The organism is Brachybacterium zhongshanense, from assembly GCF_055385755.1.
Genome location: NZ_AP043790.1, coordinates 2,216,942 through 2,230,846, shown reverse-complemented (window position 1 = coordinate 2,230,846; position 13,905 = coordinate 2,216,942). Strand labels below are relative to the sequence as shown.

Sequence of the window (13,905 nt, the reverse complement as noted above, 5' to 3'; positions counted from 1 at the left end):
ATTCACTTACACCTGTTGTTCAGACTTACGATCGTAAGGTTTCCCGCATATCCATGCCAGCCATCGCGGGACCCGGACGCCGGGTCCCTCTCCCCATGCTTCTTGCGGCCATGATCTTTCCGATCCTCATGGCCTTCGCCTACCCGGGCTCATACCTGTCATCGATGGTCGATCCCGTCCCGCGGGACATGGCCCTCGAGGTCATCGACAGCACCGACGACGCCTCCCAGATCGCCAGCCAGCTGTCCATCGAGGGAGACGGCGCGTTCGACGTCTCCACCGTCGAGGATGCTGACACCGCCCGTGCCGATGTCCTCGCTCTCGACGCCCGTGCCACGTACGACCCCTCCGACGGGACGCTCTACGTCGCCTCCGCTGGAGGCATGCAGGCCACCCGCGTCGCGCAGAGCGCCTTCGAGCAGGTCGCCGACCAGACCGGCGCGACGCTCAGCGTCGAGGACCTGCGGGCTCCCGAGGGCAAGGACACCCTCGGGATCGCCTTCATGTACATCCTCACCGCCTGCCTTGTCGGTGGATACGTCACCGCCACCATGCTCACCAACATCGCCGGCTCCGCCCGGCTGCTCACGAAGCTTCTGGTGCAGCTGATCATGTCCGCCGTCGCGGCTGTCCTCACCACGGGCATCCTCTACGGGCTGTTCGGGATCCACAGCGAGCACATGGTCGCCATCGCGCTGATCGCCGCGGCGACGTTCCTGACCTCGTCCGTCGTGCAGCTCGGCCTGTGCGGGATCTTCGGCCAGGCCTCCACGATCATCGGCATCGCGCTGTTCGTCGTCCTCGGCATCCCCACCACGGGCATCGCCGTGACCGAGGACCTCCTGCCGGGATTCTTCGCCGTCCTGCACAGGACGCTCCCCTCGGGCGCCTCCGGCGAGCTCATGCGTCGCGTCCTCTACTTCGACGGCGTCGGCGTCGGCCCCTGGATCCTGCTGCTGGTGACCTGGGGACTCGTCGGTGCCGGGCTCCTGTGGCTCACCTCCCTGCGTGCGCCGGACAAGGCGCGCGAGAGCGTCGTGGCCGAGGGGGTCGAGCACGTCCGCGAGCATCCCGACGATCCGCTGCTGACCGCCTACGAGCGCGACGCTGAGCGGCCGGACGATGCCTGGACACCCGGCCCCGCCGGGGCGAGCGCCCCGCGCAGCGACTCCACCGCGCCCTCCTCGGCAACCGCAGCCGCCGTGACGACCGCATCCACCGCATCCACCGCATCCACCGTGGCGACCGCGCCCTCCTCGGCGACCGCGGTCTCCGCGCCGTCGGCCTCCGTGGACACCGACATCGAAGCGCCTGGCAGGCCCCTCATGCCCCGCCGCATCGCGCAGGAAGAAGGTCTGGCATGAGCGAGATCGACGAGACAACCACGACGTCGCGGAGCACCGCCTCGCCGGCGCCTGCGCCGGAGGCGCCTCGAGGAGCGGCCGCGAGCGGCGGGAACGGCCACCGTGCCGATCGCGCCCGTCTCGCGGATGCGCCCGCCGCCTCCGCCATCGGGGCCATGCAGGACCCCACCAAGCCGCCGAAGCCGAAGGTCGACCGAGCGCTGACCGGACGTCGCATGATCTCCGTGGCCATGATGATGCCGCTGTTCATCATCATGATCATGCCTCTTCTCATGACCGGCATGACCACCGACATCGCCCCGCGCGACATGCAGGTGGCGATCATCGGGACCGGGGATGACATCGAGAGCACCGCACAGGATCTCGACGAGCAGTCCGACGGAGCCTTCGAGGTCTCCGTCATCTCGAGCACTGATGAGGCGCGCACCCAGGTGCTCGAGAAGGATGTGCGGGCCGCGTTCGACCCCTCCGACGGCACCCTCTACCTCGCAGGGGTCAACGGCGCGCAGGTCACCAGTGCCGTGACCGGGTTCTTCAGCACCGTGGCCGAGCAGTTCGGGGTCGATCTGAGCACCGAGGACCTCCAGCCGCTCGAGGACGGTGACCCCTCCGGGAGCGCAGGGATGTATCTCGCCCTGGGGGCGATCCTCGGCGGCTTCATGACGGCGATCATCCTCAGCCTGATGCCCGTCGGCTCGAAGATCCGACTGCTGCTGGGCCTGGTGATGCCGGCTGTCTTCGCGACCGGCATGATCGTCTGCGGCTGGGCGGTGTTCGGGATCTTCAGCGGCGTCGCGATCCTGCCGTGGGCGATGCTGTACCTGCTCAGCCTCACCTGTCTGGCGGTGACCGTCGGGTTCATGCTGCTGCTGGGCCCGGTCGCCATGCCGATAGCGATCCTGCTGTGCACGATGCTCGGCATGAGCTCCGCCGGCATCTCTGCGCCGGTGGACATGATCTCCCCGTTCTTTGCGGCGATGCACACCTGGGTGTTCTCGGCGCAGGGCATCCAGGGAGTGCAGGAGTCCCTCTACTTCGAGGATGCCTCCCTCACCGGCCCCGTGCTGGTGATGCTCGCCTGGCTGGTCGGCGGCGTGCTGCTGACCGTCGCGGGGACCGTCCGCCAGAAGCGTCGCCACCTGTTCGCCATGGCCACCGACCGGGAGGAGACCGAGGTGGCTCTCGCCGCCGGAGCGAGCGCGGCGGCCGCGTGAGCCTCGCGCCCGGCTGAACCGCGACGCCCGATGGGCACAGCGCCCGATGGGACGACAGCGCCCGCCCGCACCTCAGGTGCGGGCGGGCGCTGTCGTCGTCCCGGGCTCCCGTCGCCCGCGGGCGGGCGAGGGGGCGGGCGGGGGAGGAGGGCCGGTCAGAAGGTCGCGCGCAGAACCAGCACCACGATCGCGCCGATGAGCGCCGCGGCGGGGAGTGTGATGCCCCATGCCAGGGCGATCGGCGTCATGAGCTTCCAGTTCGCCGAGCGGTTCACGACGCCGACGCCGAGGACCGCACCGATCAGGATGTGCGTCGAGGAGACCGGCAGACCCAGGACCGACGCGAGCATGACGATGGCCGCCGCCGACAGCTCCGCGGCGAACCCCGAGGCCGGGTGCATCTGGGTCAGACCGGATCCGACGGTCTGGATCACGCGTCGGCCGACGAACCACAGGCCCGAGACCAGGGCGATGCCGAAGGCGACCAGCACGGCGGTGGGCACCGCGGATTCGGTCGAGATCGTGTCGGTGCGCAGCACGTCCAGGACGGCGGCGAAGGGGCCCACGGCGTTGGAGATGTCGTTGGCGCCGTGGCTGAAGGCGAAGGCCGAGGCCGTGAACACCTGCATCCAGCTGAACATGGTGAAGGTGGCCTTGGAGATCGACTGCTTCTTCAGGCTGCGGGCGAAGACGGTCACGGCCATCCAGACGGCCGCCCCGACCATCATCAGCAGCAGGATGCTGCCGCCGACGGTGAGGTCCAGGCCGACGTTCTTCAGGCCCTTGAAGATGAGCATCGCGGCGATCACCACGGAGGCTCCCGCGGCGAGCGGCGGCACCCGCTTCTCGAGCGCATGGTAGGCGGCCTTGCGTTCGATCTTCCGGGCCGCCTTGCGGTCCTTCTTCTTCATGCGGGCGGCCTGCTCTGCCAGCTCCGCGCCGGGTCGGCCCGGCATGAGGTCGTGGACGGCGGACTCCGCGAAGGCCGTCTGCTGCAGCTCGGTGACGCGCTCGGTCGCGGCGAGACGGCGGCCGTCGTCCTCGTCATCGTCGTCCTCGTCGTCCTCCTCGGTGTCGTAGAAGCCGTGGGAGCCGAGGGCCACGGCCCGGGACACCGGGGCGAGGATGAAGCGCTTGATAGCGCTGAACAGGAAGAAGGCGGCGAGGCCGCCGAGCAGCGGCGAGAGCACCCAGGAGATCGCGATCTGTCCGATCTGGTCCCACTGCACGAGCTCGAGACCACCGGCGCCGGTCACCACGCCCGTGGTGACCGCCGCGCCGACGATGCCGCCGATGATCGCGTGCGTGGTGGAGACGGGCCAGCCCATGCGCGTGGCGAGCAGCAGCCAGACCGCCGCGCCCAGCAGCGCCGACATCATGATGTACGCGAAGGCCTGCGGATCCACGTGCAGCGCATCGAGGTCGACGATGCTGGTGCGGACCGTGTCGGTCACCGAGCTGCCGGCCAGCACCGCGCCGGAGACCTCGAAGACCGCAGCCACCAGGAGCGCCTGCTTCATGGTCAGGGTCCCGGCGCCGACGCTCGTGCCGAAGGAGTTCGCGACGTCGTTGCCGCCGACGTTGAAGGCCATGAACAGGCCGAAGGCGATCGCCAGCAGCAGGAGCATGGCGTTCACGTTCGTGCCCGTGTGCGAGAAGGCCCAGATCGTGAAGATCACGACGGTGGCGACCGTCATCGTGCCGGCCGCGAGGTGCCAGTTGCGGTCGGGGCCGAGGAATCCGGCCGTCGCCGGAGGGTCGGCGGGCGGGGTGGCCGTGGTACGGGGCATCGTCAGGTTCCCGGGGTGTCGGTGGACAGGGCGCTGCACCCGCGGTACGGGGCGCCGTCACTCTAGGCCACGAATCCGGGCCTGCGGGGACTGTTCGCCTCGACGCACAGCAGCGACCGCGCCACCCGGAGGACATCGGCGCGACATGTGCGGGACACCACCCCGCCATGGCGCCGCCATCCGGGCGATGCGCGGAAGACATCGGGATGCCGCCCGGCCTTCACGCCGGCGGGTGGGCGTGATCCCGCCCACGCCCGGTGTCGCCGCAGGTCATGGCGCAGCTGCGGGCCATGTGCTGTGGTGGTCGGAACTGCACTCGGGGCGAGCGCGCGGCTACCATCGATCCATGACGAGCGCGGATCCCTTCGGTTTCATCGGACTCACCTACGACGACGTCCTCCTCCTCCCGGGGGAGACGGACGTGATCCCCTCCGAGGTCGACACCAGCAGTCGCCTCACTCGCGAGATCACCCTGCGCACGCCGCTCGCGTCCGCCGCGATGGACACGGTCACCGAGTCCCGCATGGCGATCGCGATGGCCCGCCACGGCGGCATCGGCATCCTCCACCGGAACCTCTCGATCGAGGACCAGGCCCATCAGGTCGACCTCGTCAAGCGCACCCAGACGGGGCGCATCACCAATCCGGTGACCATCGGCCCCGACGCGACCCTCGAGGACTTCGATGCCCTGTGCGGCCAGTACCGGGTCTCCGGTCTGCCCGTCGTCGGCCCCGACGATCGCCTCCTGGGCATCTGCACCAACCGCGATCTGCGCTTCATCCCCGTCGCGGAGTGGGCCAGCACCAAGGTCTCCGAGGTGATGACGACCGAGCTGTTCACCGCCCCCTCGGACGTCACCCCCGAGCAGGCCACCGCGCTGCTGCGGAGGAACAAGCGCGAGCGGCTCCCGCTGGTCGACGACCAGGGCCGCCTGACCGGACTGATCACGGTGAAGGACTTCGTGAAGTCCGAGCAGTTCCCCGACGCCTCGAAGGACGGGCAGGGCCGTCTGCTGGTCGGTGCGGGAGTCGGGTTCTTCGGCGACTCGATCGACCGTGCGGGGGCGCTGCGCGACGCGGGCGTCGACGTGCTCGTGGTGGACACCGCCAACGGTCATGCGCGCCTCGCGCTCGAGATGATCCAGCGCATCAAGTCCGACCCATACTTCGCGGACGTGCAGGTCATCGGCGGCAACGTGGCCACCCGTCCGGGGGCCCAGGCGCTCGTCGACGCCGGCGCCGACGCCGTCAAGGTGGGGGTCGGCCCGGGCTCCATCTGCACCACGAGGGTCGTCGCCGGTGTCGGGGTCCCGCAGATCACCGCCATCCACGAGGCGTCCAAGGCCTGCGGTCCGGCGGGGGTGCCGCTGATCGGCGACGGCGGCCTGCAGTACTCGGGTGACATCGCCAAGGCGCTCGTCGCCGGCGCGGACTCCGTCATGGTGGGCTCGCTCCTGGCAGGCACCGAGGAGGCTCCGGGCGAGGTCGTCCTGGTGGGCGGCAAGCAGTACAAGTCCTATCGGGGCATGGGATCGCTCGGGGCCATGGCCTCCCGCGGCAAGAAGTCCTTCTCCAAGGACCGCTACTTCCAGGCCGACGTCACCAGCGACGACAAGATCGTGCCGGAGGGCATCGAGGGCCGGGTCGCCTACAAGGGCGGGCTGTCCACCGTCGTGCACCAGCTGGTGGGCGGACTGCACCAGTCCATGTTCTACGTCGGTGCGAACACCGTGGGCGAGCTCAAGGAGCGCGGCCGGTTCGTGCGTATCACCGCGGCAGGGCTGAAGGAGTCCCACCCGCACGACATGGCCGCCATCATGGAGGCGCCGAACTACTCGACCCACTGACGGCAGGGCTCCCGGGCCCCGAGGCCGCGCGGCTCACTCCTGGTGAGCGGCGGCGTCGGGGCCCGTCCCGTGCTCGTACCCGATAAGCCACAGGACGCCGAAGCGGTCGCGGACCTGGCCGTCGGAGGCGCCCCACGGGCGCCGCTGCAGCGGATCGACGACCTCTCCGCCCTCTGTCAGAGCTGCGAACCAGGTGCGCAGCGTCGTGGGGTCGGCATGGCCGAGCAGGGCGACCATGAGCCCCTCCGTGCTGAGCGTCGCCTCGCCCTCCGCCGCATCCGAGGCGTAGAGATCGACGGTCCCCTTCAGCATCCCGTGGGCGATGGCGATGGACGGCCCATCGGTGCGCTCGAGATCTCCGTAGGTGGCCAGAGCGAGCTCCCCGCCGAAGATCCGCTGATAGAGCTCGAGGGCCTCGCGGGCGGTGCCAGGCAGCAGCAGATACGGCGTCGGGGCGGGCATGCGGGGCTCCTCGCGTCCGGGTGCATGGGGGAGATGATCATTCCTCCTCATCGCCGGTTCGTCCACAGCCGGAGGGTCCGGGGAGGGGAAGGTCGGGCCGGCCCTCTAGGGTGGGTCCATGAACCAGACCTCCGCATCCGGCAGCTGGATCGAGCGTCCGCTTCTGGGCTTCGACACCGAGACCACCGGCACCGATACCGCCACGGACCGCATCGTCACGGTCGCCCTGGTCCATTCGGTCGCACCCGGCAGAGCCGGGGAGACGGTCGCGACCTGGCTGATCGACCCGGGCGTTCCGATCCCCGAGCAGGCGCAGTCGGTGCACGGGATCAGCACGAAGCATGCGGCGGAGCATGGCATGGATCCGGCGACAGCCCTGGACGAGGTGGCGACGCTGCTGGCCGATGCCCTGTCGAAGGATGTCCCCGTGGTCGCCTTCAACGCCTCCTTCGACCTTCAGATCATCGAGAACGAGCTGCGCAGGCTGGGTCTGCCCACGGTCGCCGACCGGCTCGGGCACGACATCGTCCCGGTGATCGACCCGCTGGTGATCGACCGCGGCGTGGACCGCTACCGCAAGGGCAAGCGCAAGCTGGTGGACCTGCTCGAGCACTACGGCATCCAGCAGGACGGGCGTCTGCACACGGCCGACGTCGACGTCTCCAGCACCCTCGATGTGCTGCGAGCGATCGTCGCGGCGTTCCCCCAGGTCGGGCGCTCCTCGTTGGAGGACCTGCACCGCGAGCAGATCTCCTGGCATCGCGCCTGGGCGGAGAACTTCAACGAGTTCCTGCGCAAGAAGGGCCGCACACCCGACGTGCCGCTGAGCTGGCCTCTGTGATGAGCTGGCGTCTGTGAACCGGACCGTCCGCTCGTTCGGTGGACCGCCCGGCGTCCACGATGGTCGCGGCATCTTCTCCGCGAACCGCTGCTGGGCTACCCTCTGGTTCCATGAGCGCAGACGACTTCGCCGCGTCCGATCGCGGCCCAGGGCCGTCCGATCCGATCGCGGCGGCGAGCGGTCCCCGGGGCCGCACGGGACATCCCGGCGAGGAGGGCGGCGTCGCACGTTCGGGTCGAGCGCTTCCGCTGATCACCGGCATCGCCGCCGCCCTGTTCGTTCTGATCTCCGCGGTGGACCTGCTGCAGATGCTGGTCGGCCTCACCTTCACGGCCAATGACATCGGCTATGTCGCCTGGGGGTACAGCTCGGGTCCGCGGCTCGCGCTCGGCTTCCCGATCAACGCGCTGCAGACCCTGCTCTGGGCGGTGGTGAGCGGGGTGCTGCTCGTCGGAGGGGTGCTGTGCATCGGCCGACGGCGGGGCCTCGCCGCGGTCGCCGGCATCCTCGCCGTGCTCGCGGTAGCGCTCCCGACGGTGCTCCACCTCCAGCTGATGGTCCTGGTGCAGTGGATGTCCGTGTCCTACTCGCCGTCCGCGCGACTCGCGGTGACCCTCTACCCGGGAGCGACGATCGCCGCTGGGATGGTGTCGGCACTGATCGCCGCGGTCCTGCTGCTGATCGCCGCGGGGCGGCGGAGTCCGGTCGTCGGCCCGCGGCCGTCGGCGGCGCTGGGACTGGTGGGTGCGGTGATCCTGCTGGCTGAGAGCGTCCTCTCGCTGATCCAGGTGCTCGCCTCGCACTTCAGCTGGTGGGCCGTGATGTGGTCCGGTCTGGTCGGTCACCGTCCGCTGGGGGTCGCGGCGATCGTCACGGTGCTGCTCGTGTCCGTCCTGGCTGGAGGGATCGGTGCAGGTCTGCTGCTGGGCTCGCGGCTGCGTCTCGTCCGGGCGGGCGGTGCGCTCGTGCTCGCAGCGGTCACCGTGCGCCTCCTGTCCCAGCTGGCCTATCTGGGGATGCTGCCGTGGGTGCGCGAGCGCATCATCTTCTACCTCGACATGTGGCTGATCTATGGCGTGGAGCAGGCGGTGACGATCACGGTGCTCGTGCTGGCGCTCGCGGGCACGCTGCTGGCGGCCGCAGGCCTTCTCGTCGGCGCAGCCGGATCGTCCCGCCAGGGGACCCCGATCACCCCTCAGCCGTTCGGCCCGTCGGACTCGGCGGACCGGCCGCGCCGGTAGACTGCCCGCGTGATGAGCGAGATCGAGATCGGCCGGAACAAGCGCGGGCGGCGCAGCTACAGCTTCGACGACGTGGCGGTGGTGCCCTCCCGCCGCACCCGTGACCCCGAGGACGTCTCGACGTCCTGGCAGGTGGACGCCTACCGGTTCGACATCCCGATCTTCGCGGCGCCGATGGACTCCATCATGTCGCCCGAGGTCGCGATCGAGCTCGGCGAGCACGGCGGCCTCGGCGTGCTCGACCTCGAGGGCCTGTGGACCCGCTATGAGGATCCGACCTCGCAGTACGACCGCATCGCCAACGCCTCGGATGCCGAGGTCGTCACGGTCATGCGCGAGATCTACGAGGAGCCGGTCAAGGCGGAGCTGATCCGCGACCGCATCCAGCAGCTGCGCGACGCCGGCGTGACGGCCGCCGGCTCGCTGTCCCCCCAGCGCACCCAGGAGCACTGGAAGACGGTCGTCGACGCCGGCGTCGACCTGTTCTTCATCCGCGGCACCACGGTCTCCGCGGAGCACGTCTCCTCCAACCGCGAGCCGCTGAACCTCAAGAGGTTCATCTACGAGCTCGACGTGCCGGTGATCGTCGGAGGCTGCGCGACCTACACCGCCGCCCTGCACCTCATGCGCACCGGCGCGGCCGGCGTGCTCGTCGGCTTCGGCGGCGGCGCCTCGCAGACCACCCGGGAGACCCTCGGCATCTCCGTGCCGCTGGCCAGCGCGGTGGCCGACGTGGCCGCCGCGCGCCGCGACTACATGGACGAGTCCGGGGGCCGGTACGTCCACGTCATCGCCGATGGCGGCCTCGGCCGGTCTGGCGATCTCGTCAAGGCGATCGCCTGCGGGGCCGACGGCCTCATGGTGGGTGCCGCGCTCGCACGCGCCGAGGAGGCGCCCGGTCGCGGCCACCACTGGGGCAGCGAGGCGCACCATCCCACGCTCACCCGCGGCCATCGCGTGCACGTCGGAACAGCCGGGTCCCTCGAGCAGATCCTGTTCGGCCCGTCGATCGCCGCCGACGGCACCACCAACCTCGTGGGGGCTCTCCGGCATGCGATGGCCACGACCGGGTACACCGATCTGAAGGAGTTCCAGCGGGTCGAGGTCGTCACGACCCTCTGATCCCAGAGGGGCTTCGCCGCGCGGCACGGGGGTGATGATGGCGGCGCACGATGCAGGATCGACGGTGCGAGCGTCTGCACGCGGACTGACGCTCTGGGGGAAGGCGACGGTCGGCGGAGTCCTCGCCGTCGTCGTCCTCGCCCTGTGGTTCGTGCCGCTGCCGGGTGAGGGATACACCTGGTCCGTCGCCGAGATCGCCCGCTATCGGCTCGGTGATCTGATCACGCGCGTCACCGGCGCGCTCGGCACGTCGGGCGGTGCGGGCCGTCGGCTCGCCGAGCAGCTTCCCCTCGCCATCGTCGCGATCACGCTCCTGATGCTCGTCGTGCTCCCCGCGTGGCGGGGACGGGTGGCGCGGCGAGCCCGGGACGCTGCGATCTCCGCCCGGCGCGCAGCCGCCGACGAGGCCGACGAGGTCCGCCACCTGGATGACGGACGGATCATCGGCGACGACATGACGCTGACAGGACACATCGAGCGCACACCGCTCCAGCTCGCGCGTCTCGCGGAGAAGCGCCGCATGCGCTGGCACAGCGACTACGACAGACCGGGCGGAGCCCGCGTCCTGCTGGACCTGATGGAGGCGCTCGACACGGGGCGCTTCTCCGGGGAGTCCGGGACGCGCCCCGTCGATCTCGTATCGCCCCCGGAGCCAGACTCGACAGCGGAGCCACCCCTGGACCCGAGCCCGCTCCCTGAGCCTGGCCGGATACCGGAGCTGAGCCCGCTCTCCGAGCCGGACCCTGAACAGGGATCGTCGGCGGAGCCGGGTCCGCGGCAGGACGCCGCTGCTGCGACGTCCGACTCCGCCGAGGCCGCCGACGCGATCGGCTCGGTGTACACCCCGACCGTCCTCTACAGCTCGAGCGCTCCGGACACCTCGAGCGCTCCGTCGAGCGCGCCGGGAGCTGGGAGCGCCGACTGAGGCGGCACCGAGGCGGGGGATGACGATCCGGAGCAGCGGGAGGGGAGCCGATGAGCCGATCCTCAGGAGGCCGACGGGCCTCGTCGGTGCTCCTCCTGCTCGCAGCGTCGATCCTGGTGTCGCTGTGGGTGCTCGCCCCTACCTTCCACTGGGCGCTGCGGATCGACCTTCTCGAGTATCTGCTGCCGTCGCTGCTGCGCCCCAGCACGGGGATGCTCAGCCTCACGGCCGCCCTGTTCCTGACCTTCGGAGGGTCCTTCCTCCTCGTGGGATCGCGGACCGCGCGTCCCGGCGGGGAGACGACGGACGAGGCGGTCGCGCTCGCCGAGGAGCCGTCCCATGATGCGACGGGACCCGCACTGCGGATACCGATCGGGACGATCGGCGCGCTCAGCACGACCGCGCGACAGGAGGCCGCGAGAGCTCTTGAGATCGGGTGGGACGACGCCTGGGCGACGGACGACGAGCTCTGGCAGCGGGCCTATGAGACGGGCATGCGGGAGGCCCTCGAGGTTCTCCGCGGCGGGTCCGGAGCTGCGACCCGTGGCTGACGGGTCAGCTGCCGACGCCGCCCCGCCTGCGGTCGCCGCCCCGCCTGCCGACGCCGCGTCAGCGGCGTGAGGTGCCTCAGGACCGCACTCGCGCGATGATCCCCCAGATCAGCAGGACCAGCGCGGCAAGGCCCAGCACGATCGGGATGAGCACGCCGACGCCGGCGAGGATCAGGGTCGGCATGATCCCCATCGTCGAGTACGCCACGGAGCTCGCGCCCTCGCAGTGCATGGTGGCAGTGGTGGTGCTGTCCGACTGGACGGAGTAGATCTGGGTGTAGGCGACGCCGTCGACCTCGACGGTGGTCTCGTCGTCGGGCGTGTAGGCGGGCTCCGCGGTGATCCCGTCGCCCTCGAACTCACAGGTGGCGCCTGCCGCCTCGTCGGACGGGACCCAGACGGTCACCACCTTCGTCAGGCTCATCTCGAAGGTGCCGCCGTCGGGGGCCGATGCCTCCAGATCCAACATGCCGACGGCGGCGAGGATGATCCCGATGAAGCCGCCGAGGAACGGCATCAGGATGAGCCCCAGGCCGTTGGCTATCAGTCCCAGGATGCCGAAGATGATCCGCTTCATGCCGCGCCGCTTCGGGGGCGGGCCGTACCCGTAGCTCGGGGCGGGGGTGTATCCGGGGTAGCTCATCGTGTGCTCCGGTTCGTCTCGTCGGTTCCCCGCAGGGCAGGGACCGGGGTGGGGATGGGGATGGGGATGGGACGGGGGCCGTCGTCGACGGCAGCCCGGGGACGGCCGCGGTCACGGCCCTGAGGATAGAGTAGGAGATGGGCGCCCACCAGCCGCGACAGGTCTACGCTCGGAGACCTGCCACGAGAAGGAGTCCGCATGCAGCACGACCTGGTCCTCGTCCGGGATGCCGTCACCCTCCGGCCGCTGCGCGCCGACGACGACGCCGCGCCGCTGCGCGCGCTCGTCGACGAGAAGATGTGGGCGGGGATGTCCGCCCCGCTGCCGGCCGACGACGAGCCGATGGCGCGCCACCTGCGGACGCTGACCGAGCGCGAGGGCCTGCTCGCCTTCGCCGTCGAGCTGGAGGGGCGGCTGGTCGGCCGCACCACCTTCTACGACCTGGTTCCGGGACTGCGGGTGGAGATCGGCAACACGATCTATGCGCGGGAGGTGTGGGGGAGCTCTGTGAACCCGACGGCGAAGCTGCTGCTGCTCACCCACGCCTTCGAGCAGCTCGGCGTCGGACGCGTCGCGCTGCGATGCGATCACCGCAATGCTCGCTCGCACGCGGCGATCGCCCGGCTGGGCGCTCGCTTCGAGGGGACGCTGCGAGCCTTCCGACCCGCGGCCGACGGCACAGTGGCCGATGTCGACTACTTCTCGGTGCTCTCCTCGGAGTGGCCGGAGGTTCGCTCGGGGCTGCTGGGCCGGCTCTCGTCGGGAGCCTCCTGACCCTCCTGACCCTCCTGAGCCTCCTGAGTCGCGTGATCCGAAGGATCCGCCTGAGCCGGTGACGCCTCGGCGGTCGACGACGATACGGGCCTCGGGTTCGATGAGGCAAGGCTTCTGAAGCATGCGAGGAGGCGTGACCGAACGCGAACTAAAGGCAAGGCGAGACTTGCTAAAACCGGGCAGGTGAGGCAACCCTAGTCTGAGAGCTGATGATCTGCCACACTGTCAGCATGTGGCGCATGCCACTCGGGTCGCGTGTCGGGACGCCTGTTGCGGGTGGGGCCCGATCGTGGTCCACTGGAAATGACAGTACGTCAGAAAAAGCCGCCGAACGGCTCAGGGTTCCCGGGAGAAGATGCTCATGACCGCCCTCGATGCACCCCGCGTCGCCCCCGCCCCCTTCTCCCAGCGTCTGCGTGAGGAGACGCGCGAGGAGCACTCCTCGGCCGAGGGGAAGGGGTTCATCTCCGCCCTCATGGCCGGTCGGCTCGCGGAGCTGGACTACTGGCGGCTGCTCGGCCAGTACCTGCCGCTGTACGAGGCTCTCGAGGAGGCGATCGCCAGGGCCGCTGCGGCCGACGATCTCGCCGCCTCGTTCCACGACCCGCGGCTCGCCCGATCATCGGCCATCCGATCCGACCTGCGGTCCCGCTTCGGATCGGAGGAGCCCGTCGCGGAGGGGATCGTGATCACTGCGCCGCTGCCGGCCACCGCCCGATACGCCGAGCGGATCCGCTCGGCCTTTGTCCCTGGGCTGCTCGCGCCCCACTACCTGCGGTACCTCGGCGACCTCTCCGGAGGGCAGGCCATCGGTGCGCTCGTCGCGCGGCACTACGCCGTTCCGCGGGAGCAGCTGACCATGTGGGACTTCTCGGAGATCGACGCGCCCAAACGCGTGAAGGACGACTATCGCGAGCTTCTGGACGCGATCAGCGATCCCTCCGTGCAGGAGGAGCTCCTGGCTGAGGCCAGGATCGGCTATGCGCTGGCGGGCGAGCTGTTCGGCGCGCTCGATCGCGGCTGAGCCCACAGCACGACGGCGCCCGCCCCGGATGCCGGGACGGGCGCCGTCGCGTCGTGACTCATGAGGTGATCGTCGTCGGGCCGCAGCGCCCGACGACGAGGACGGGAG

The 13,905-nt window shown here is 70.3% G+C and carries 13 protein-coding genes; 10 read left to right on the top strand and 3 right to left on the bottom strand.

All coding sequences use genetic code 11. The features are described from left to right. The first annotated feature begins 110 nt into the window (after positions 1-110). Positions 111-1,364: an ABC transporter permease gene (locus tag ACZ5AJ_RS10050; RefSeq protein ID WP_464133685.1), complete on the top strand. Its 1,254-nt coding sequence runs from the start codon at positions 111-113 to the stop codon at positions 1,362-1,364. Further along, positions 1,361-2,578: an ABC transporter permease gene (locus tag ACZ5AJ_RS10045; protein ID WP_464133682.1), complete on the top strand. Its 1,218-nt coding sequence runs from the start codon at positions 1,361-1,363 to the stop codon at positions 2,576-2,578. The genes ACZ5AJ_RS10050 and ACZ5AJ_RS10045 overlap by 4 nt, the downstream gene beginning before the upstream one ends. A gap of 155 nt (positions 2,579-2,733) precedes the next feature. On the opposite strand, the gene ACZ5AJ_RS10040 is transcribed toward ACZ5AJ_RS10045, so the two are convergent. After that, complete coding sequence (locus ACZ5AJ_RS10040) at positions 2,734-4,368, bottom strand: inorganic phosphate transporter (protein ID WP_464133678.1); 1,635 nt, start codon at positions 4,366-4,368, stop codon at positions 2,734-2,736. Between the two features lie 346 nt (positions 4,369-4,714). Between ACZ5AJ_RS10040 and guaB the strand changes: the two genes are divergently transcribed. After that, positions 4,715-6,214 carry an IMP dehydrogenase gene (guaB, locus tag ACZ5AJ_RS10035; RefSeq protein ID WP_464133675.1) on the top strand — a complete coding sequence of 500 codons (1,500 nt, stop codon included), beginning with the start codon at positions 4,715-4,717 and terminating at the stop codon, positions 6,212-6,214. A 33-nt stretch (positions 6,215-6,247) separates the two neighbouring features. On the opposite strand, the gene ACZ5AJ_RS10030 is transcribed toward guaB, so the two are convergent. Then, entirely contained in the window at positions 6,248-6,676 is a 429-nt protein-coding gene (locus tag ACZ5AJ_RS10030; RefSeq protein ID WP_464133672.1) for a VOC family protein, read from the bottom strand. Positions 6,677-6,794: 118 nt separating this feature from the next. On the opposite strand from ACZ5AJ_RS10030, the gene ACZ5AJ_RS10025 reads away from it, so the two are divergent. The 5 genes from ACZ5AJ_RS10025 (at position 6,795) to ACZ5AJ_RS10005 (ending at position 11,356) form a co-directional block, all read left to right on the top strand. Then, positions 6,795-7,517, top strand: coding sequence for an exonuclease domain-containing protein (locus ACZ5AJ_RS10025; protein WP_464133669.1), 723 nt, complete (start codon positions 6,795-6,797; stop codon positions 7,515-7,517). A 110-nt stretch (positions 7,518-7,627) separates the two neighbouring features. Further along, positions 7,628-8,758, top strand: a complete 1,131-nt coding sequence (locus ACZ5AJ_RS10020; RefSeq protein WP_464133667.1) for a hypothetical protein — start codon at positions 7,628-7,630, stop codon at positions 8,756-8,758. Positions 8,759-8,770: 12 nt separating this feature from the next. Next, a complete protein-coding gene (locus ACZ5AJ_RS10015) occupies positions 8,771-9,880 on the top strand; it encodes a GuaB3 family IMP dehydrogenase-related protein (RefSeq protein ID WP_464133664.1) in 1,110 nt (369 codons plus the stop codon). Between the two features lie 64 nt (positions 9,881-9,944). Beyond that, positions 9,945-10,805 carry a hypothetical protein gene (locus ACZ5AJ_RS10010; protein ID WP_464133662.1) on the top strand — a complete coding sequence of 287 codons (861 nt, stop codon included), beginning with the start codon at positions 9,945-9,947 and terminating at the stop codon, positions 10,803-10,805. Positions 10,806-10,855: 50 nt separating this feature from the next. Beyond that, positions 10,856-11,356: a hypothetical protein gene (locus ACZ5AJ_RS10005; protein WP_464133657.1), complete on the top strand. Its 501-nt coding sequence runs from the start codon at positions 10,856-10,858 to the stop codon at positions 11,354-11,356. 76 nt (positions 11,357-11,432) lie between these two features. Here ACZ5AJ_RS10005 and ACZ5AJ_RS10000 read toward each other — a convergent pair whose 3' ends face one another. Further along, positions 11,433-11,999 (bottom strand): hypothetical protein, encoded by a 567-nt coding sequence (locus ACZ5AJ_RS10000; protein ID WP_464133655.1) that lies wholly within the window; start codon positions 11,997-11,999, stop codon positions 11,433-11,435. A 198-nt stretch (positions 12,000-12,197) separates the two neighbouring features. Here ACZ5AJ_RS10000 and ACZ5AJ_RS09995 point away from each other — a divergent pair, with 198 nt between their 5' ends. Together ACZ5AJ_RS09995 and ACZ5AJ_RS09990 are read left to right on the top strand one after the other, a co-directional pair. Then, entirely contained in the window at positions 12,198-12,773 is a 576-nt protein-coding gene (locus tag ACZ5AJ_RS09995; protein ID WP_464133651.1) for a GNAT family N-acetyltransferase, read from the top strand. 361 nt (positions 12,774-13,134) lie between these two features. Then, a complete protein-coding gene (locus ACZ5AJ_RS09990; RefSeq protein WP_464133648.1) occupies positions 13,135-13,797 on the top strand; it encodes a biliverdin-producing heme oxygenase in 663 nt (220 codons plus the stop codon). Positions 13,798-13,905 lie beyond the last annotated feature (108 nt).